The sequence below is a fragment of the Sphingomonas sp. Sph1(2015) genome, from assembly GCF_001970915.1.
In the GTDB taxonomy this organism is placed as follows: Bacteria; Pseudomonadota; Alphaproteobacteria; order Sphingomonadales; family Sphingomonadaceae; genus Sphingomonas; species Sphingomonas parapaucimobilis.
In genome coordinates this window covers 22,437-42,144 of record NZ_MQUI01000033.1, presented here as the reverse complement: position 1 = coordinate 42,144, position 19,708 = coordinate 22,437, and the positions used below count along the sequence as shown (strand labels likewise).

At 68.1% G+C, this 19,708-nt stretch carries 17 protein-coding genes; 15 read left to right on the top strand and 2 right to left on the bottom strand.

Going from position 1 to position 19,708, the window contains the following annotated elements:
* Positions 1 to 87: 87 nt before the first annotated feature.
* The 12 genes from BSZ14_RS13385 (at position 88) to BSZ14_RS13330 (ending at position 15,664) form a co-directional block, all read left to right on the top strand.
* Positions 88 to 1,578: an acyl-CoA ligase (AMP-forming), exosortase A system-associated gene (locus BSZ14_RS13385; protein ID WP_076711297.1), complete on the top strand. Its 1,491-nt coding sequence runs from the start codon at positions 88 to 90 to the stop codon at positions 1,576 to 1,578.
* Positions 1,575 to 2,795 (top strand): pyridoxal-dependent decarboxylase, exosortase A system-associated, encoded by a 1,221-nt coding sequence (locus tag BSZ14_RS13380; protein WP_076711290.1) that lies wholly within the window; start codon positions 1,575 to 1,577, stop codon positions 2,793 to 2,795. The genes BSZ14_RS13385 and BSZ14_RS13380 overlap by 4 nt, the downstream gene beginning before the upstream one ends.
* 95 nt (positions 2,796 to 2,890) lie before the next feature.
* A complete protein-coding gene (locus BSZ14_RS13375; protein ID WP_089413650.1) occupies positions 2,891 to 3,529 on the top strand; it encodes an XrtA/PEP-CTERM system exopolysaccharide export protein in 639 nt (212 codons plus the stop codon).
* Between the two features lie 12 nt (positions 3,530 to 3,541).
* The gene (locus BSZ14_RS13370; protein ID WP_076711289.1) at positions 3,542 to 5,053 is read left to right on the top strand and encodes an XrtA system polysaccharide chain length determinant; all 1,512 of its coding nucleotides are present in this window, start codon (positions 3,542 to 3,544) and stop codon (positions 5,051 to 5,053) included.
* Positions 5,050 to 6,132 (top strand): AAA family ATPase, encoded by a 1,083-nt coding sequence (locus tag BSZ14_RS13365; protein WP_241823759.1) that lies wholly within the window; start codon positions 5,050 to 5,052, stop codon positions 6,130 to 6,132. Before BSZ14_RS13370 ends, BSZ14_RS13365 begins: the two co-directional genes overlap by 4 nt.
* Positions 6,129 to 7,859: a hypothetical protein gene (locus BSZ14_RS13360; RefSeq protein WP_198930518.1), complete on the top strand. Its 1,731-nt coding sequence runs from the start codon at positions 6,129 to 6,131 to the stop codon at positions 7,857 to 7,859. The genes BSZ14_RS13365 and BSZ14_RS13360 overlap by 4 nt, the downstream gene beginning before the upstream one ends.
* Positions 7,860 to 7,878: 19 nt before the next feature.
* On the top strand, positions 7,879 to 9,201 hold the full coding sequence (locus tag BSZ14_RS13355; protein WP_083748255.1) for an ExeA family protein: 1,323 nt from the start codon (positions 7,879 to 7,881) through the stop codon (positions 9,199 to 9,201).
* Positions 9,191 to 10,060, top strand: coding sequence for an XrtA system polysaccharide deacetylase (locus BSZ14_RS13350; protein ID WP_076711287.1), 870 nt, complete (start codon positions 9,191 to 9,193; stop codon positions 10,058 to 10,060). The genes BSZ14_RS13355 and BSZ14_RS13350 overlap by 11 nt, the downstream gene beginning before the upstream one ends.
* Positions 10,057 to 11,094, top strand: coding sequence for a FemAB family XrtA/PEP-CTERM system-associated protein (locus BSZ14_RS13345; RefSeq protein WP_076711286.1), 1,038 nt, complete (start codon positions 10,057 to 10,059; stop codon positions 11,092 to 11,094). Before BSZ14_RS13350 ends, BSZ14_RS13345 begins: the two co-directional genes overlap by 4 nt.
* Entirely contained in the window at positions 11,091 to 12,251 is a 1,161-nt protein-coding gene (locus tag BSZ14_RS13340) for a TIGR03087 family PEP-CTERM/XrtA system glycosyltransferase (RefSeq protein WP_076711285.1), read from the top strand. The genes BSZ14_RS13345 and BSZ14_RS13340 overlap by 4 nt, the downstream gene beginning before the upstream one ends.
* Complete coding sequence (gene xrtA / locus BSZ14_RS13335; protein WP_241823758.1) at positions 12,248 to 13,771, top strand: exosortase A; 1,524 nt, start codon at positions 12,248 to 12,250, stop codon at positions 13,769 to 13,771. The genes BSZ14_RS13340 and xrtA overlap by 4 nt, the downstream gene beginning before the upstream one ends.
* A 6-nt stretch (positions 13,772 to 13,777) precedes the next feature.
* Entirely contained in the window at positions 13,778 to 15,664 is a 1,887-nt protein-coding gene (locus tag BSZ14_RS13330) for an XrtA/PEP-CTERM system amidotransferase (RefSeq protein WP_076711284.1), read from the top strand.
* 128 nt (positions 15,665 to 15,792) lie between these two features.
* Here the strand turns inward: BSZ14_RS13330 and BSZ14_RS19885 are convergent, their stop codons facing one another.
* Entirely contained in the window at positions 15,793 to 15,957 is a 165-nt protein-coding gene (locus BSZ14_RS19885; protein WP_198930517.1) for a hypothetical protein, read from the bottom strand.
* A complete protein-coding gene (locus BSZ14_RS13325; protein ID WP_338012090.1) occupies positions 15,957 to 16,865 on the bottom strand; it encodes a threonine ammonia-lyase in 909 nt (302 codons plus the stop codon). Before BSZ14_RS13325 ends, BSZ14_RS19885 begins: the two co-directional genes overlap by 1 nt.
* A gap of 195 nt (positions 16,866 to 17,060) precedes the next feature.
* Between BSZ14_RS13325 and BSZ14_RS13320 the strand changes: the two genes are divergently transcribed.
* The 3 genes from BSZ14_RS13320 (at position 17,061) to BSZ14_RS19880 (ending at position 19,676) form a co-directional block, all read left to right on the top strand.
* Positions 17,061 to 18,296: a decarboxylase gene (locus BSZ14_RS13320; RefSeq protein ID WP_076711282.1), complete on the top strand. Its 1,236-nt coding sequence runs from the start codon at positions 17,061 to 17,063 to the stop codon at positions 18,294 to 18,296.
* 184 nt (positions 18,297 to 18,480) lie between these two features.
* Positions 18,481 to 19,530, top strand: coding sequence for a 1,9-bis(guanidino)-5-aza-nonane synthase (locus BSZ14_RS13315; RefSeq protein ID WP_042483586.1), 1,050 nt, complete (start codon positions 18,481 to 18,483; stop codon positions 19,528 to 19,530).
* Entirely contained in the window at positions 19,530 to 19,676 is a 147-nt protein-coding gene (locus BSZ14_RS19880) for a hypothetical protein (RefSeq protein ID WP_167334668.1), read from the top strand. Before BSZ14_RS13315 ends, BSZ14_RS19880 begins: the two co-directional genes overlap by 1 nt.
* Positions 19,677 to 19,708 lie beyond the last annotated feature (32 nt).

Below are 19,708 nucleotides of genomic sequence, written 5' to 3'. Positions count from 1 at the left end.
GCTCGGTCTCCATTCTCGGCGGCGGTCGCTTCTTTGGCCGCGGGGCGCATGCTCGACTTTGCCGCGTCCGCACTGGTAGATGGCGGGATGACCATCGATCCGCCCGCGTATCCGATCGACCATGCCTTGCGCGGGGCGGGCGATGCTTCTGCGCTGCTCGACCGCGAGGGAGGGCTGAGCTTTGCCGAGGCGGAGGAGGCGGTCGCGCGGCTGGCCGGATGGCTGGCGGCGCATGGTTTCGCGCCGGGTACGCGGGTGGCGACATGGTTGCCCAAGACGCGGCAATCCGCGTTGATGCCGCTGGCCGCACCGCGCGCGGGGCTGGTGCATGTGCCGATCAACCCGCTGCTCAAGCGCGCGCAGGTTGCCCATATCCTGGCCGATAGCGGCGCGGCGATGCTGCTGACCCATGGTCCGCGCGCCGCGACGCTGGAGGAGGGCGACGTGCCCGGGGGCGTGCGGGTGACGACCGAGGTCGGGCAGGGCGATGCGCTGCCCCGATCGATGGCGGATACCGATGCACTGGCGGCGATCCTCTATACTTCCGGTTCGACCGGGCGGCCCAAGGGGGTGATGCTGAGCCATGCCAATCTCTGGTACGGCGCGGTGTCGGTCGCGCAATATCTGAAGCTGACACCCGACGACCGGGTCTTGGGCGTGCTGCCGTTCAGCTTCGACTATGGCCAGAACCAGCTTTTCTCGACCTGGGTCGCGGGAGGCGCCGTTGCGCCGCTCGACTATCTGACCCCGCGCGACGTGGTGAAGGCGGTCGTGCGCCACGGCGCGACGACGCTGGCGGGGGTGCCGCCGCTCTGGACGCAGTTGCTGGGCATCGACTGGCCGGAAGAGGCGGTCGCCTCGATCCGGCGGCTGACCAATTCGGGTGGGGCACTGACCCCGCGACTGGTGCGGGGGCTGCGGGCGCTGTTTCCGGCGGCGGACCTTTATGCGATGTACGGCCTGACCGAGGCGTTTCGCTCGACCTATCTCGACCCCGCCCTGATCGATGCGCATCCCGATGCGATCGGCCGCGCCATTCCCTTTGCTGAGGTGATGGTGCTTCGCCCCGACGGCAGTCGCGCGGCACCGGGCGAGCCGGGCGAGCTGGTCCATGCCGGGCCGCTGGTCGCGCAGGGCTATTGGCGGGATGCCGAGCGGACGGCGCAGCGTTTCCGCCCGACACCGGACCATGCCCGCGCGGTGTGGTCGGGCGATACGGTGGTCGAGGGCGCGGACGGGCTGCTCCGCTTCGTCGGGCGCGATGACGAGATGATCAAGGTTGCTGGCAACCGGATCAGCCCGCAGGAGGTCGAGGAAGCCGCGCTGTCCGGTGGCGAGGCGCGCGAGGCCGTCGCCTTCGGCATCGCCGACGAAGCGCAGGGGCAGGCGATCGTGCTGGTCCTGGGCGGCGATCCGGCGCAGGAGGCGGCCCTGCGCGCGCGGTTGAAGCGCGACCTTCCCAATTTCATGCAGCCGTCGCACATCGCCTGGGCGCGCGCGCTGCCCCGCAACGCCAATGGCAAGCTCGACCGCGCCGCGCTGCGCCGGGAATGGGCCGAAAAGGATATGACGTCATGAAGCCGATGGGGCCGATCCCCCCCGAATTCGCCGCGCAGGCCGGGGCGCTGACCATCGCCGGGCGGAGCGCCGAGACATGGATGGCGGGACGCGACGGGCCGGTCTTCGTCTATGACCCGGCCATCGTCGCTGCTCGTGTCGCACGGTTTCGCGCTGCCTTTCCGTCGATCGATCTCCATTATGCGATCAAGGCCAATCCTTTCGGGCCGTTGCTGGAGGCGATGGCGGCGATGGTCGACGGGTTCGACGTCGCTTCGGCGGGTGAGCTGGCCAAGGTCGCGCCGCTGGGCAGGCCGGTCAGTTTTGCAGGTCCCGGCAAGCGCGATGCCGAGCTGACCGCTGCGATCCGTGCGGGCGTGACGATCAATCTGGAGTCGGAGGGTGAAGCACGGCGCGCGCTGGCGATCGCGGACGGGCTGGGCGTGTGTCCGCATCTGGCGGTCCGGGTAAACCCGGATGTCGAATTGCGGGGCTCGGGCATGAAGATGGGCGGGCGCCCTTCGCCCTTCGGCATCGATGCCGAGCGGGTGGCTGCGCTCGTCCGCGAACTGATCGCGGCGGGGGCCGACTGGCGCGGTTTCCATATCTATGCGGGCAGCCAGGCGCTCGATCCGCAGGCGATCATCGACACGCAAGGGGCGACCATCGCGCTGGCGGCGCGGTTGGCGGACGCAGCCGGGGCGACGCCGCCGCTGGTCAATCTGGGCGGCGGGTTCGGCGTGCCCTATTTCGCGGGGGACAAGCCGTTGCCGGTGGAGAGGGTCGGCGCGGCGCTGGAGCAGGCGCTGGCCGATCGGCCCGCCATCCTGGGCGACAGCCATTTTGCGATCGAACTCGGCCGCTGGCTGGTCGCCGAGGCGGGGGTCTATCTGGCGCGGGTCGTCGATCGCAAGGAAAGCGGGGGCGAGACTTTCCTGATCCTCGACGGCGGCCTGCATCACCAGCTGGCGGCCAGCGGCAATTTCGGCACCGTCGTCCGGCGCAACTATCCGCTGGCGCTGGCCCATGCGATGGGGGCCGAGGCCATGGAGACGGTGTCGGTCGTGGGGCCGCTCTGCACCCCGCTCGACCGGCTGGGCGACCGGGTCGCGCTGCCCGTGGCGCAGGTCGGCGATATCGTCGCGGTGTTTCTGGCCGGGGCTTACGGAGCCACCGCCAGCCCTTCGGCGTTTCTGGGCCATCCCCCCGCATCCGAGATGATCGGCGGACCGGCATAACGCTCTGTTCACCTCTTGGGTGGCATAGCGACATTGCGTAATTTGCCTTTCGTCTCCGTATCCTGGGAGAGGAGGGGTCCAGGAGTAGCATTCGCATGGCATCGTTCGCCCGCCCCTTCTTGATCGCAGGCCTTTGTGCCTCGACGCTGACCGCCTGTTCGACGGCGGGGACCAAAACCGAGCTGCCCTCGGCCGGATATGTCGCGCGCAAGGAGCAGCCGGGCGAGGAATATGTGATCGGCCCGCTCGACACCCTGAACATCTTCGTCTGGCGCAATCCCGACCTGTCGACCAAGGTGCAGGTGCGCCCCGACGGCCGCATCACCACGCCGCTGGTCAACGACATGCCCGCCGTCGGCAAGACGCCCGCGATGTTGCAGGACGACCTGAAAAAGGCGCTGTCCGAATATGTCTCCAACCCGATCGTGTCGGTGATCGTCGAGAATTTCTCGGGCACCTACAGCCAGCAGGTACGGATCGTCGGCGCGACCGAGCGGCCCGCCTCCATCCCCTATCGCGCGAACATGACGCTGCTCGACGCGATGATCGCGGTGGGCGGGCTGAACCAGTTCGCGGCGGGCAACAAGGCCAAGCTGGTGCGCACCGATCGCGAGACCGGCAAGCAGCGCGAATATGCGCTCCAGATCAACGATCTGCTCCGCAAGGGGGATTCGAAGGCGAATGTCCGGCTGGAGCCGGGCGACGTGATCATCATTCCCGAATCGATGTTCTGAGGCAGCGCGCGCGTGTCGAGTATTCAGGACGAGATCCGCATCGCCCTCCATGCGATATGGATACGCCGCTGGCTGGCGCTGGCGGTGGCATGGGCGGTGTGCATATTGGGGTGGCTGTTCGTCGCCCAGATCCCCAGCAAATATGAATCCCGCGCGCGCATCGCGGTGCAGAATTCGCAGATCCTGCCCGATGGCATGACCACGGGGCCGAACAGCCAGATGGATTCGGTCGACCGGGTACGCCAGACGCTGATCTCGGCGATCAACCTGCAAAAGGTCGTGCGCGGCACCGACCTGGCTGCCACGGTGTCGAGCGACGCCGATGTCGCGGCGCGGGTCGCGCAGCTGGCGCAGTCGATCAAGATCGAGAACCAGCAGGACACCATCTTCCAGCTGACCGTCACCCAGTCCAGCCCCAAGCTGGCGCAGCAGGTCGCGCAGAAGCTGATCGACATCTTCGTCGAATCCAACCTGCTCGGCGATCGCAATACCACCAACCAGAGCCTCACCTTCCTCGACAAGCAGTTGAGCGAGCGCCAGAAACAGCTCCAGATCGCCGAGGCCAAGCGCGCCCAGTATCTGAACCAGTTCGCCGGTGGCCTGCCGGGCACCGGGTCGGTCGCCGACCGGATCGGCCTGGCCCGGTCGCAAATGGCGCAGGTCGACAGCGATCTGGCGGCGGCGCAGTCCAGCGTCGCGGCTGTGCAGGGCCAGCTGGCGGGCACCCCGCGCACGGTCAGCGAGGGCGGCGGCGCGGCGGTCAGCCCGGCGCGGGCGCGACTGGCGACGATCCAGGGCCAGCTCGCCGACGCCCGCACGCGCGGCTATACCGAAAACCACCCGGACGTGATCGCGCTGCGCAACCAGCTGGCCGCCGCACAGGCCGCCGCGAAGGCCGAGCCCGCCGGGGGCGTGGCGGGGGGACAGCCCAATCCGCTCTACATGTCGCTCCAGTCGATGGCGGCGGAGAAACAGTCGCAGCTCGCCAGCCTGAAGATCCGCAAGAGCCAGTTGCAGAACGACCTCGACCGGCTGAACGCCAGCCTGGCCACCGATCCCGAGGCGGCTGCCGCCCAAGGTGCGATCGACCGGGATTATCAGGTGCTGAAAGACAGTTACGACCAGTTGTTGCGTCAGCGCGAGCAGGTGGCGCTGCGCGGCCAGGCGCAGAACCAGACCGATTCGATGCGGTTCAGCGTGATCGATCCGCCGACCTATCCGCGCGCGCCCAGCTCTCCCAACCGCCTGCTGCTGCTGACCGGCGTCTTCGCCGCAGGGCTGGGGTTGGGTGTCGGTTCGGCCTTTGCCCTGTCGAAGCTGCGCCAGACCTTCACCACCCCGCAATCGCTTCAGCGCACGATGGGGATGCCGGTGATCGGTGCGATCGGCGAAGTCGTGACGCGCGGGCAGGCGACGGCGCGGGCGCGGCGGTTGAAACTGTTCCTCGGCGGGACGGCGGCCTTGGGCGCGGCCTATGGGCTGGTCCTGGTTGTCGAGCTATTACAGCGGGGAATGGCTGCGTGACCGAAAATGTGAAACCCACCAGACCCCGCCGGGAACCGTCGCTGCTAGAGCGGGCGGCGAATGTGTATGATTTCCAGTCCTATGTGCGCGTGCCCGAGGTGCGTGACGCGCCCGACGCGCCAGCGCCGCGGCCATCGGACGAGGAGGCCGGACGGACGCCGCCCGTCCCGCCGGTCGAGGCAGGGCCGCCGGGCCTCGTGGCGTATGACGAGCCTGCGCCGTCCTCTGTCGATCACCCGCCTTTCGATCCCTCGCTCAGCGGCATTCCGGCGGAGTTCCTGGCGCAACCGGGCGACGATGAGTTTCTGGCGACCGAATATAGCCCGGTCTTTTCCGATGTCGCGATGGTCGACCGCGCGATGCTGGCGGAAAACGGGATGATCGTGCCCGGCGCGCCGATCGGGCCGCTGGCCGAGGAGTTCCGGCTGGTCAAGCGCCAGCTGATCATCACCAGCCAGCGGCTGGTCGAGGGCGGTGACGAGGATAAGGCCCGGGTCGTCCTGGTGTGCTCGGCACGGCCGCAGGATGGCAAGACCTTCTGCTCGGTCAATCTCGCTTTGTCGCTGGCGGCGGAGCGTGACACCGAGGTGCTGTTGGTCGATGCCGATGTCGCCAAGCCCGATGTGCTGGGGCGGCTCGGCCTGAACGAGGGGCCGGGGCTGCTCGACGCGCTGATCGACGGCAGCATCGATGTCGAGTCGCTGGTGATGCGTACCGATGTGCCGCATCTGGCGGTGCTGCCCTGCGGCACGCGGACCGCCAATGACACCGAACTGCTTGCCTCGGCCCGCACCCGCGCGGTCGTGCAGCGGCTGTTGTCGGCCAATCCGCGCCGTCTGCTGATCTTCGACTCGCCGCCTGCGCTGGCGGCGTCGCCCGCCTCGGTGCTGGCGATGCTGGCCGGGCAGGTGATGATGGTGGTCCGCGCCGACCGTACGCCCGAAAGCGAAGTCGGCGCCGCGATCGCGCTGCTCGATGCGTGCGATCATATCCAGCTGGTGCTGAACAGCGTCGCCTTCGTGCCGGGCAGCCGCCGGTTCGGCTATTATGGCAAATATGGCAAGGACGGCGCGCCGTGACGCTCGTGCGGCCTGCCCTTGTCGGTCTGGTCGGGGCGCTGGCCGCATGGCCGTGCGCGCTCGCCGCCCAGGCTCAAGCTGTGCCGGTCGCGGGTGGAGCCGCATCCAACGCACCGGGTGATGGCTCGGCCGAGCCGTCCGCCGCCGATCGGCGCGACACCGGGCGCGGGTCGCGTGCCAATGTGCAGCAGCGTCGCCGCGCGCAGCTGGCCCCCTATGTCGAGGTCGGGCAGGGGCTGGTCGCCGATCTGACGCGCGGCGATGCCGTCACCTATACGACGCTGGCGGCGGGCGTGAATGCCGAGGTCCAGACCGCCCGGGCGCAGGGACAGGTCAGCTATCGCTACGAACACCGCATCGGCTGGGGCGACCGGGCCGCGGGTGGGGATATCCATAGCGGGCTGGCGAGGGGCGCCTACGCCGTCACGCCCAATCTGCGGCTGGAGGCCGGGGCGCTGGCGACGCGGACGCGCGCCGATATTCGCGGCGAGGCGCCCGGCGTGCTGGTCGGCAATGTCGCCAATGTCTCGCAAATATATTCGGTCTTCGCCGGGCCGTCGCTGGCCACGCGGGCAGGGCCGGTGCAGATCGGCGCGAATTACCGGCTGGGCTATACCCGTGCCGAGACCCCGGGCCTGGGCGGCGTGGCGGCCGGTCAGCCCCGGCTCGATTATTTCCGCGACAGCTGGAACCACGTCGCCAGCGTCAGCGCCACCGCGCGGCCGGGATCGATCGCGCCGGTCGGCCTGTCGGCCAATGCCGCCTATGAGCGTGACGATGCCGGACAACTCTCGCAGCGTTACGAGGGCTGGTTCCTGCGTGGCGACGTGCTGAAGCCGATTTCGCCCTATGTCGCGCTGACCGCCGGGGTCGGTTACGAACGGATTGAGTCGAGCCAGCGCGATCCCAAGGTCGATGCCGCCGGACGCCCGCTGGTCGACAGCCAGGGCCGCTTCATCACCAACCCCACCGGGCCGCGCCGGATCGCCTATCGCACGGACGGCGTCTATTACGATGCGGGCGTGATCTGGCGCCCCGATCGCCGCACCTCCGTCGAGGGGCATGTCGGCGAGCGTTACGGCTCGCTCAGCATCACCGGGATGGCGCGTTACCAGGCGGCGCGCGACATCGTGTTCCAGGCGGCGGTCCATGACGGCATCCAGACCTTTGGCCGCCAGCTGCGCAACGGGCTGTCCAACCTGCCGACCAATTTCGTCGAGACGCGCGATGCCTTTGCGCAGCAGTTCAACGGCTGCACCTTTTCGGCGGGCGGCACGTCGCCCGGCGGGTGCCTGAACGATGCGCTGCAATCGGTTCAGACCGCCGTCTACCGGGCGCGCGGGCTGGACATGGCGGTATCCTATCAGCGCGGGCGCTCCACGCTGGGGGTGGGGATGGGCTATACCAGCCGCCGCCTGTTCGCGCCGGACGGCGCGCCGGGCCTGATCGTCTCGGGCGTGCAGGATGACAGCTATTACGGCCAGATTTTCCTCGGCCGCGCCTTTGGCCCCAATTCGGGGCTTAACGTGAATGGCTTCGTTAACTATTACGTCTCTAGGTTGGCGGGGGCCGAGGACGTGGTATCGCTGGGGTCGACCGCCAGCTATTACCGCAACTTCGGTCGGCTCGGAACAACCGCGTCGGTTGGATTGTACCACTTCCAGGTCGGCGACCTGTCCAGTGCCCTGTCGGCACAGGCCCTGATCGCCGCACGGTATCAATTCTGACCGGCCGAAAGGCACGATGATGTACGAGACCCATTTCGGTCTGGGCGAACGCCCGTTTCAACTGACGCCGGACCCGCGTTTCTGGTTCCAGACGGCGACCCATGGCAAGGCGATGGCCTATCTGGGCTATGGCCTGGCGCAGGGGGAGGGCTTCATCGTCATCACCGGCGATGTCGGTGCGGGCAAGACCACGCTGGTCGGCCATCTGGTCGAGACGCTGGATACCAAGCGGCTGCGTGTCCTGCATATCGTGTCCACGGCGGTCGAGCCGCAGGACCTGTTGCGCGTCCTGGCCGGGCAGCTGGGCGTCGATGCGCAGGGGCTGACCAAGGCCGCGCTGCTCGCCGCGATCGAGCGCGCGCTGAACGGCGTCGCGCGCGAGGGGCGCCGCATCCTGCTGATCGTCGACGAGGCGCAGGCACTGCCGCTCGCCTCGCTCGAAGAACTCCGCATGTTGTCCAATTTCCAGGCGGGCGGCCATGCGCTGCTCCAGATCCTGCTGGTCGGACAGCCCGAATTTCGCGAGCGCCTGCTGGGTTCGGCCGCCGTCGAGCAGCTGCGCCAGCGCGTCATCGCCATCCATCACCTCGACCCGATGGAGCCCGAGGAAGTCCCCGATTATATCGCGCATCGCCTGGCGGTCGCGGGCTGGACAGGGCGTCCCGATTTTGCCGCCGATGCCTTCGACGCGCTGTACGATGCGTCGGGCGGGGTGCCGCGCCGGTTGAACGTGCTGGCGGGCCGCGTCCTGCTGCAGGCCGCGATCGAGGGTGTCGAGCTGATCGGTCGCCAGACGGTCGAAAGCGTCGCCGCCGACATGGCCGCCGATATGAGCGCGGGTCGCGAGGCCCCGATGCCGATCGCGGTCGAGCCCGAGCCGGTCGCGCCGATCTTCAACAGCGCGGGGCGGTTGGGCGATCCCTTGTTCTCGGAGGGTACGCTGCGCAACGGGCTGGGCCTGAACGGTCAGGCGACGGTCGCCCCGACGCAGCCTGATCCCATCACCCGCGTGACGCCCGAGAGCCAGTCCGTCCCGCGCAGCACGCACCGCGTCGTCGCCCCGCCGCCCGCACCCGAGCCGGTCTCGCTGCGTCCGATGCCAACACCCGCCGCGCCCCCGCCCGTTGCGGCGGAAGAGCCGGTCCCCGCCGCCCCGCCTTCGGCCAACGTCGCGCTGGAAAGCCGCATCGCGCAGCTCGAAGCGCGGCTGGAGCAGCAGGAGGCGGCGTTGCGCCGCGTCCTGACCCTGTTGGTCGACTGGTCAGAGATCGACAATCGTGGTGAGGAGCGTCGTGAAGCCGGCGCCACGATCCGACCGGGAGCCTGGGGTCATGCCGCCTGAGATCACGGCAAAGACATTGCCGCTCAACGGCATGTCGGTCGATGTCGAGGAATGGTTTCAGGTCGGCGCGTTCGAGCGCACGATCGACAAGAGCGACTGGGACCGGCTGGACAGCCGGGTCGAGGCCAATACCGATGCCGTCCTCTCCCTCTTCGCCGAGACGGGCACGCGCGCGACCTTCTTCACGCTCGGCTGGGTGGCGCATCGCCATCCGGGGCTGATCCGCCGCATCGTGGCGGCGGGGCATGAGATGGCCAGCCATGGCTGGGACCATCAGCGCGTCTTCACCATGACCGCCGACCAGTTCCGCGCCGATCTGGCCCGTGCCAAGGCGGCGATCGAGGATGCGGGCGGGCAGGCCGTGACCGGATACCGCGCGCCAAGCTTCTCGATCGACACGCGCACCCCCTGGGCGCATCCCGTGCTGGCCGAGACGGGCTATCGTTATTCCTCCAGCGTCGCGCCGCTGCGCCACGACCATTATGGCTGGGCGGAATCGCCGCGCTATGCCTGGCGGCCGCTGGCGGACTCCGACATGATCGAGCTGCCGGTGACGGTGGCGCAGTGGGGTCGGCGGCGGCTGGCGACCGGCGGCGGTTTCTTTCGGATGCTGCCTGCCAAGCTGACCGACATCGCGGTGGGGCAGGTCAATCGCGACCGCCACGGCGCGATCTTCTATTTCCACCCCTGGGAGGTCGATCCCGACCAGCCGCGCGTCGCCCATGCGCCGCTGCGTTCGCGTATCCGCCATTACAGCCGCCTCAGCGCGATGGCGGGCAAGCTGCGCGGTCTGCTCGGCCGTCATGACTGGGGGCGGGTCGATCAGGTCGCGGCCGAGGAAGCGGCGCGGCTGGCATGAGCGCGCTCGCGCCGACGATCCGTATCGCCGATCTGGCGAGCGAAGCCGAATGCGCGCGCATTGATGCCTTTGTCGCGGCGCAGACGGAGGGCACGCCTTTCCACCTGACCGGCTGGTTGAAGGCGGGAGCAAAAGGATGCGGCCAGACGGCGCATTACCTGCTGGCCGAAGGGGCGCACAGCGCGATCGTCGGCGTGCTGCCGCTCAGCGAGATCCGCTCGCCCTTGTTCGGTGCGGCGATGGTGTCGACCGGCTTCGGCGTCGATGGCGGCGTGCTGGGCAAGGGTGTCGACGCGCTGGCCGAGGCGGCCTGGGGCCTGGCGGGCGATAAGGGTATCGAGTCGGTCGAACTGCGCGGCGGCCTCGTGCCGGACGGCTGGACGGCGGATGCGGGCAGCTATCTGGGTTTCGTCCGGCCGATTGCGGGTGATGACGAGGCCGAGATGAAGGCCATTCCCCGCAAGCAGCGCGCCGAACTTCGCAAGGCGCTGGCCCAGGATCTGGAGGTCGTCACCGGCCGCGATCCCCGGATGCTCGCCGAGCATTACCGCGTCTATGCCGAGTCGGTCCGCAATCTCGGCACGCCCGTCTTTCCGGCCAAGCTGTTCCGTGAGGCGGTGGCGCGGCTCGACGCCGACGTCCTGACCGTGCGCCATGGCGGGCGGGCGGTGGCGAGCGTGCTCAACCTCTATCATGGCGGCACCGTCTATCCCTATTGGGGCGGCGGCACGCAGGCGGCACGGGGGCTGCGTGCCAACGACCTGATGTATTTCGCGCTGATGCGCCACGCCCGGCAGCGCGGATGCCACAGCTTCGATTTCGGCCGGTCGAAGGTCGGGACGGGGGCGGCGGCCTTCAAGAAGAATTGGGGGTTCGAAGGGCGGCCTTTGGTCTATGCCAGCCGCAGCGTCCACGGCCCGCGCGCGATCAACCCGCTCAACCCCAAATATGCGCTGATGATCGCGGTGTGGAAGCGCCTGCCGGTCCCTGTCGCGAAGATCGTCGGGCCGCCGATCGCGCGGGGTCTGGGTTGAAGGACCTGCTGTTCCTCGCGCACCGCGCGCCCTTTCCGCCCGATCGCGGTGACAAGATCCGCAGCTATCATGTGCTGCGCCATCTGGCGCGCGACTGGCGCGTCCATCTCTGTGCCTTTGCCGAGCGGGCGGGGGAAGAGGAATTGCCGTCCGAACTGCGCGCCGAACTCGCCAGCTATCATATCCTGCGCCGGACCAGGCCGATGCCGGTGGCGGCGGTGCAGGCGCTGGCGACGGGCAAGCCCATCTCGCTGACCGCCTTCGCCCATCCCGGCATGGCGCGCGCGGTCGCAGACGTGCGAGCACGGCACCCGATCGCTGCGACCTATATCTTCTCCGGCCAGATGGCCCAGTATCGCGGGGCCGAGCCGACGATCATGGACATGGTCGACGTCGACTCCGCCAAATTCGCCAGCCTGTCGCAGACCGCCGGACCGGGGATGCGGTCGGTCCTGAAGCGCGAGGCCCGTCTGCTCGGCCGCTATGAGCGACAGGTGTCCGGGTCGGTCGCGGCGACCCTGTTCGTCAGCGAGGCGGAGGCGGCCCTGTTTCGCTCCGGCGGGGGGCAGGGGAATGTGTTCGCAATCGAGAACGGCATCGATGCCGCCCGCTATGATCCCGCAACGATCGATCCCGGCATCTCAGATGGCCCCCTGATCGTCTTTACCGGGCAAATGGACTACCGCCCCAATATCGATGCGGTGACGCGCTTTGCCGGGCATATCCTGCCGCTGGTCCGCAAGGCCTGCCCGGCGGCGCGTTTCGCCATTGTCGGTCGTGCGCCGACCCCGGCGGTGCGGCGGCTGGCGAGCGAGGCGGTGATCGTGACCGGCGAAGTGCCCGACACCCGCCTCTGGCTGGCCCGCGCCGCCGTCTGCGTCGCCCCGCTCGATCTGGCGCGCGGCATCCAGAACAAGCTGCTGGAGGCGATGGCCATGGCCCGGCCGATCGTGGCGTCCACGGCGGCGGCGGAGGGGATCGACCATGGCGGCACCATCGCGGTGGCGGGCGACGATCGCGACTTTGCCGAGAGGGTCATCGACGCGCTGAACGGCCCGACGGACCATCCGGCGGCACGGGCGCGGGTTCTGGCGCGCTATGACTGGACGGCGCGGCTGGCACCGCTCGACCGATTGCTGGGGGACATGGCCGCGTGACCGCTGGGGATATCGTCAAAGCGGGGGAACGGGCGAGGGCAGGGCGCTGGGCCTATCCCCTCGCGCTGCTGGCCGGGGTGGCGCTGATCCTGTTGCTGCTGTTCCGTACCGATGTCGCGCATCTGGTCGATATCTGGTGGACCAGCACGACCTATGGCCATTGCCTGTTCATCGGGCCGGTCGTGGGCTGGCTGATCTGGCAGCGGCGCACCGAGCTGGCGCAGTTGACCCCGACCGCCTGGTGGCCGGGGCTGTTCGTGGTGGCGGGCGGCGGACTGTTGTGGCTGCTGGGTGAGTCGGCGACCGTCGCGCTGGTCCGTCAACTGGGGCTGGTCGCAATGCTGGAGGGCGCGGTTCTGACCCTGCTCGGCCCGATGGTCGCACGGGGCATGTTGTTCCCGCTCGCCTATGCGTGGTTCCTGGTGCCGTTCGGCGCGGAACTGGAAAAGCCGCTCCAGCAGATCACCGTGTCGATCGTGGTGCCGCTGCTCGACTGGAGCGGCATCCCCGCCTCGGCCGATGGGGTGCTGATCCATGCCGGGCGCTATTGGTTCGAGGTGGCGGAGGCCTGTTCGGGGTCGAAGTTCGTCCTGGCGATGGTCGCCTTCGCGGCACTGGTCGCCAATCTCTGCTTCCGCTCGCCGTGGCGGCGGGCGATCTTCATGGTCGTGTCGCTGATCGTGCCGGTGCTGGCCAATGGCGTGCGTGCCTGGGGGACGATCTTCGCCGCCGACAAGACCTCGATCGAGGTGGCGGGCGGGGTCGACCACATTATTTTCGGCTGGGTGTTCTTCGCGATCGTCATGGCGGCGGTGCTGGCGATCGGCTGGCAGTTCTTTGACCGTTCGCCGGACGATCCCGCCTTCGATCCCGCAGGGCTGTCCGCCATGCCGCGACGCCGGATCGACCCGCTGCTCGCCGCGCTGCTGGCGGTGGCGATCGCGGCGGTCTTCCCGAGCTGGAGCGCCTTTGCCGGATCGCGCGCGGCGGAGCTGCCCGCCCAAATGGCGCTGCCCGACGTGCCCGGCTGGAGCCCGGCGCGGCAGGTGACACCGTGGAGCCCCAACTATCCGGGCGCCGATGCGGTGCTGTTGCGCAGCTATGTCGATGGCGAGGGGCATCAGGTCGATCTCGCGGTCGGCGTCTTTGCCCGCCAGCGCGAAGGCGGCAAGCTCGGTGCGTTCGGGACGGGCGTGCTGCACGAGGATGATCGCTGGATCCGCGTCGCCGATCTGGGCCGGATCGCGGGCGGCGACGCGATGCGGCTGACCACGACGGGGCCGACCGGCCAGCCTGTCCAGCGCGACGTTGCGACATGGTATCGGATCGGCGATACGCTGACCCCGGATATGCGGCGCGTGAAACTGGAAACGATGAAGGCCCGGCTGCTGGGGCAGCGTCAGACGGCGGTGGCGGTGCATGTGTCGAGCGAGGGCGACGACCCGCGCGCGATCGAGGCGTTCGTCCGCGCGCTGGGGCCGGTCGATGGCTTTGCCGACCGCCTGACGGGGCGGCGCTGACCCCCCATGTGCGGTATCGCCGGTCTTTTCCATCCCGCCACGCCCAAGCCGGTCGACCCCGCCCGATTGCGGGCGATGATCGGCGCGCAGGCGCATCGCGGACCCGACGGGCAGGGGATATGGACCGCGCCCGGCGTCGGCTTCGCCCATGCCCGGCTTTCGATCATCGACGTGGCGGGCTCGCCCCAGCCGATGGTGGATGGCGAGGTCGCGGTCTGCTTCAACGGCGAAATCTATAATTACCGCGAGTTGCGAGAGGAATTGCGCGCCAGGGGTGCGGTGTTCCAGACCGATGGCGACACCGAGGTGTTGTTGCATGGCTGGCGGCACTGGGGGCCGTCGATGCTCCACCGGCTGGTCGGCATGTTCGCCTTCGCCGTACACGACGCGAAGGCGGGGACGCTGTTCCTGGCGCGCGACCGGCTGGGGGTGAAGCCGCTCCACTGGGCCGAGTTGCCCGATGGCGCGGTCGCCTTCGCCTCGGAGATGAAGGGGGTGCTGGCGCATCCGCTGTTCCGCAGGCGGCCCGATATACGCGCGGTCGAGGATTATCTGGCCTTTGGCTATGTGCCCGACGATGCCAGCATCGTGGCGGGCGTCCACAAGCTGCCTGCCGGGCATTTCCTGCTGATCGAGCGGGGGCGCGCCGTTCCCGCTCCACGTCAATGGTGGGATGTCGACTTCTCGAACCGCGAAAACGGATCAGCCGCGCAACTGGGCGAAGGGCTGCTGGCCCGGATGCGCGAGGGCGTTATCAGCCGGATGGTCGCCGATGTGCCGCTGGGCGCCTTCCTGTCGGGCGGGGTCGACAGTTCGGGCGTGGTCGCGCTGATGGCGGAGGCGTCCCCCCGTGCGGTGCGCACCTGCACCATCGGCTTCGACGAAGCGGGCCTGGACGAACGCAGTCATGCCCGTCTCGTCGCGCAGCGCTTCGCCACCGATCATGCCGAGCGGGTGGTCCAGCCGGACGACTTCGCGCTGATCGATACGCTGGTCGCGCAGTTCGACGAGCCCTTTGCCGATGCCTCGGCGCTGGCCACCTATCGGCTGTGCCAGATGGCGCGCGAGCATGTCACGGTGGCGCTGGCGGGGGACGGCGCGGACGAGATGCTGATGGGCTATCGCCGCCACATCTTCCATGCGGGCGAGGAGCGGGTGCGTGGCCTGTTCCCGGCGGAGTTTCGGCGCAGCGTGTTCGGGACGCTGGGCCGCTTCTATCCCAAGGCCGATTGGGCGCCGCGTCCATTACGCGCCAAGACGACGTTGCAGGCGCTGGGGATGGACGGCGCGGAGGCCTATGCCCGTGCGGTCGGCGTGACGGGACCGGAGGCGCGCGCGCGACTGTTCTCGGCCGAGGCCAGGGCGGCGCTGGGCGGCCACCGCGCGGAGGATCGCTATATCGCCGCGATGCGCGACGCGCCCGCGCGCGATGCGATGGACCGGGTACAATATGCCGATATGAAGATCTGGCTACCCGGCGACATCCTGACCAAGACCGACCGCATGTCGATGGCGGTCGGGCTGGAGGCGCGCGAGCCGCTGCTCGACCATAGGCTGGTCGAATATGCCGCGCGCCTGCCCCTCTCGATGCGATTGCGGGGCGGGCAGGGCAAGTGGCTGATGAAGAAGGTGCTGGAGCCCTATCTGCCGCGCGATATCCTCTACCGGCCGAAAATGGGCTTCGTGACGCCGATCAGCGCGTGGTTCCGGGGGGCGCTGGCGGATGAGGCAGCGCGTTTGGAAGAGTCCGGGCTGCTGCGCGAAACCGGTTGGTTCGACCTGACAGAACTGGGGCGGCTGGCAGCGGATCACCGCAGCGGACGCGCGGAGCATGGCCGGACGCTGTGGCAGATGCTGATGCTGGAGCGGAGCCTGGCGCGGCTGTTCGTTTAATCCTCCCCGGCACGGGGAGGGGGACCATCCGAAGGATGGTGGAGGGGGGATCGACACAAGGGGCATCCGATGAGGAAGCCCCCCTCCGTCAGCGCTACGCGCTGCCACCTCCCCGTGCCGGGGAGGAGCTACATCGTCCAGATCAGCACATTTCCGACCAGCACCACCGCCATCACCAGCATCAGCACGCCTTTACGCCGATCCCCGCGCCGGATGGTGACGACACCCCCCGCCACACAGGCGAAGGCCGCCAGCATCGCCAACCCCGGCGCGGCGTTCGCGATGCCCTGCATCAGCCCGCCAGCACCCGTGCATAGGCCGCGCGGTCGACATTGCCGCCCGACAGCAGGACCAGCATTCCGTCCGCCGCCGTGACCTTGCCCGACAACAGCGCGGCCAGCGCCACCGCGCCGCCGGGTTCGACCACCAGCCGCAGCCGCTCCGCCGCGAAACGTTGTGCCGCCGCCACCTCGGCCTCGCTGACCGCGACGCCTTCCGCCCCGCGCCGCGCCAGCACCTCGAAGGTCAGCGGCGATACGCGCGTCGTCTGGAGCGAGTCGCAGGCGGTCGGCGGCGGGTTGTCCCCGACCGGCTCGATCCACCCGGCCTCCAGCGAGCGGCGCATATCGTCCCAGCCCTCGGGCTCCACGACCGTGATCCGCGCCTCGGGCAGGGCCAGCGTCAGCCCCGCCGCCAGCCCGCCACCGCCGCAGGGCGTCACGACATGCGTGGGCGCGGGCAGGCCGAGCGCCGCCATCTGCGCCGCCGCCTCGATACCCGCCGATCCCTGTCCCTCGATCACCCAGGGATCGTCGAAGCTGGGCACCAGCGTGGCGCCCCGCGCTTCGGCAAGGCGGCGCGCGATCAGCTCGCGGCTTTCGGTCGCGCGGTCGTAATCGACGATCTCCGCGCCCAGCGCCAACGTGCCTTCCCGCTTCGATGCGGGCGCGTCGGCGGGCATCACGATCGTCGCCGCGATCCCCAGCCGTCGCGCGGCCCAGGCGATTCCCTGCGCATGGTTGCCGGACGAGAAAGCGACCACGCCGCGTGCCCGCGAAACCTCGTCCAACGCGGTTAATCGATGCCACGCGCCGCGCAATTTAAACGCGCCGACAGGTTGCAGATTTTCCGCTTTGAAAGTCACCGTCTTCCCATTGATATTCAACGGAAATATGGGTGACGGCGGCAGGATGCGGGCGATCTTTTCGGCGGCGTCGCGGACCCCCGCTTTTGTCGGCTGTCTTAAGATTGTCACTTTTTATCTCCGACGGGCTTTCTACCGCTTTACATTCGAAAAAGCGGACCCTATTTCGCGCCTCCGCTGCCCCATGGGACTTCCAACCGCAAGGCAGCTTTTTGTCACCGTATGCCGTCCGGCAATTGGAGGTCCCTTGAGTTGCACCAGAATCATCGCGCGCTGGGGCTAGCTGCCCACTCGACCGCCGTCCCCTCCAACCTGGAGCGCGGCATCGACATCGCCAAGCGTCGTCCGGCTGATCCGGTCACGCTGCTTCGCCCGCACGCAGCTGCGCGCGCCGCCCGATTCTTCGTCGAGAAGTTTCCGGGTCGGCCGATGTATGCGGTGAAGGCGAATCCGTCTGCGGATCTGATCCAGATCCTGTGGGACAATGGCATCACCCATTTCGACACCGCCTCGATCGCGGAAGTTCGTCTGGTGAAGTCGGTCGCCCCGCAGGCTGTCTGCTGCTTCATGCATCCGGTGAAGTCGGAAGAGGCGATTGCCGAGGCCTATTTCACGCACGGCGTCCGCACCTATTCGCTCGACAGCATGGAAGAGCTGGAGAAGATCGTCCGCGCCACGAACGGCGCGACCGATCTGACCCTGTGCGTCCGCATGCGCGTGTCGTCCGAATATGCCAAGCTCAGCCTGGGGTCGAAGTTCGGCGTCAGCCTGGAAGAGTCGAAGGACCTGCTGATCGCGACCCGCCAGGTCGCCGATGCGCTGGGCATCTGCTTCCATGTCGGCAGCCAGACGATGACCCCCGACGCCTATTCGGCGGCGATGGAGCGGGTGCGTGCGGCGATCGTCGCGGCGGCCGTTACGGTCGACGTGATCGATGTCGGCGGCGGCTTCCCCTCGGCCTATCCGGGCATGACACCGCCGCCGCTGGAGCGTTTCTTCGAGACGATCCACCGCGCGTTCGAGAGCCTGCCGGTGTCCTATTCGGCCGAACTCTGGGCCGAGCCGGGCCGGGCGCTGTGCGCGGAATATTCGTCCGTCGTGGTGCGCGTCGAGCGTCGCCGTGGCAACGAGCTGTACATCAACGACGGCGCGTACGGCGCGCTGTTCGATGCGGCGCATATCGGGTGGAAATATCCGGTCCAGCTGCTGCGCGAGCCAGCTTCCGACGCGCGTGATATGGACTTCAGCTTCTGGGGGCCGACCTGCGACGATCTCGACTTCATGCAGGGGCCGTTCCCGCTGCCCGCGGATACGAACACCGGCGATTATTTCGAGATCGGGATGCTGGGCGCGTATGGCCAGGCCATGCGGACCCAGTTCAACGGCTTCACCTGTCACGAGTTCGTCGTGACCGACGATGAGCCGATGTTCTCGGTCTATCGCGACGAGGTCGAGCAGGCCCGTCCGGCGAACGTCGTCAAGCTGTAACCCGGCGACTTTAGCACCTCCTTTATCCCCTTCCGCTTCGGCGGGAGGGGAATGGGGTGGTATTGCGGTTTCGACCGCGATAAGGCCCCTTCGCATACCGGCACTGCCCCCGCGCAGGACCGGGCCAGCCGGGTTACCGCGTCCCCAATAACGACGACGGCTTCTCGATGATGATGGAACCATCATGACCGACACGATCAACGACAACCGTAAGGCCGAGCTGCTCTCCAGCGTGGTCGAGCATATCGACATCACCTCGTTCGACGCCCGCCCCATCATCGATTCGATGGGCAAGATGAGCTTCACCAGCCGCGACCTGGCGCGCGCGACCGGCATCTACAACCAGATGCTGGCCGACAAGGACTGCTCGATCTTCCTGGTGATCGCGGGTTCGACCTCGGCGGGCGGCTGCATGGACCTGTATGCCGAGCTGCTGCGCTCGAACATGATCGACGGCATCGTCGCGACCGGCGCGTCGATCGTCGACATGGATTTCTTCGAGGGCCTGGGCCACAAGCATTACCAGGCGCTGGAAATCCCCGACGATAACACGCTGCGTTCGCTGTATATCGACCGCATCTACGACACCTATATCGACGAAGAGCAGCTGCAGGACTGCGACCACACGATCGGCAAGATCGCGGACTCGCTGGAGCCGAAGCCCTATTCGAGCCGCGCCTTCATCCGCGAGATGGGCAAGTATCTGGTCGAGCATGGCAAGAAGGACAACAGCCTCGTCAAGCTCGCCTATGAGCATGACGTGCCGATCTTCTGCCCGGCCTTCGTCGACTCGTCGGCGGGCTTCGGTCTGGTCAAGCATCAGGTCGAGCGCGCCAAGGAAGGCAAGCCCTACATGGTGCTCGACGCCATTGCCGACTTCCGCGAACTGACCGACATCAAGATCAAGGCGGGCACCACCGGCCTGCTGATGATCGGCGGCGGCGTGCCGAAGAATTTCATCCAGGATACGGTTGTCTGCGCCGAGATCCTGGGCCATGACGACGTCGAAATGCACAAATATGCCGTGCAGATCACGGTGGCCGATGTTCGTGACGGTGCCTGCTCGTCCTCGACGCTCAAGGAAGCGGCGAGCTGGGGCAAGGTCGACACCGCGCTCGAGCAGATGGTGTTCGCGGAAGCGGGTTCGGTCATGCCGCTGCTCGCCTCGGACGCCTATCATCGCGGTCACTGGCGTGAGCGTGTGAAGCGTCGTTGGGGAGCGATTTTCGACTAATGCTGGATTTTCTTGAACGCGAACAGCTGGCCTATGTAATCATCGGCGTGGTTCTGATTGCCGGGTTGGCTTTCGCGATCCCGTACAGCCGTCGACGCAAGCGCGAGAAGCTGCGCCGACGCGGGATCAAGACATACGGCCATTGAGACGAGGGGGCGGGACCGAAAGGGTTCCGCCC

Excerpts from the sequence above, each read along its gene's own strand:
- BSZ14_RS13385 (WP_076711297.1), top strand. The coding sequence starts at position 88 with ATGACCATCGATCCGCCCGCGTATCCGATCGACCATGCCTTGCGCGGG.
- BSZ14_RS13380 (WP_076711290.1), top strand. The coding sequence starts at position 1,575 with ATGAAGCCGATGGGGCCGATCCCCCCCGAATTCGCCGCGCAGGCCGGG.
- BSZ14_RS13375 (WP_089413650.1), top strand. The coding sequence starts at position 2,891 with ATGGCATCGTTCGCCCGCCCCTTCTTGATCGCAGGCCTTTGTGCCTCG.
- BSZ14_RS13355 (WP_083748255.1), top strand. The coding sequence starts at position 7,879 with ATGTACGAGACCCATTTCGGTCTGGGCGAACGCCCGTTTCAACTGACG.
- BSZ14_RS13350 (WP_076711287.1), top strand. The coding sequence starts at position 9,191 with ATGCCGCCTGAGATCACGGCAAAGACATTGCCGCTCAACGGCATGTCG.
- BSZ14_RS13345 (WP_076711286.1), top strand. The coding sequence starts at position 10,057 with ATGAGCGCGCTCGCGCCGACGATCCGTATCGCCGATCTGGCGAGCGAA.
- BSZ14_RS13330 (WP_076711284.1), top strand. The coding sequence starts at position 13,778 with ATGTGCGGTATCGCCGGTCTTTTCCATCCCGCCACGCCCAAGCCGGTC.
- BSZ14_RS19885 (WP_198930517.1), bottom strand. The coding sequence starts at position 15,957 with ATGCAGGGCATCGCGAACGCCGCGCCGGGGTTGGCGATGCTGGCGGCC.
- BSZ14_RS13315 (WP_042483586.1), top strand. The coding sequence starts at position 18,481 with ATGACCGACACGATCAACGACAACCGTAAGGCCGAGCTGCTCTCCAGC.
- BSZ14_RS19880 (WP_167334668.1), top strand. The coding sequence starts at position 19,530 with ATGCTGGATTTTCTTGAACGCGAACAGCTGGCCTATGTAATCATCGGC.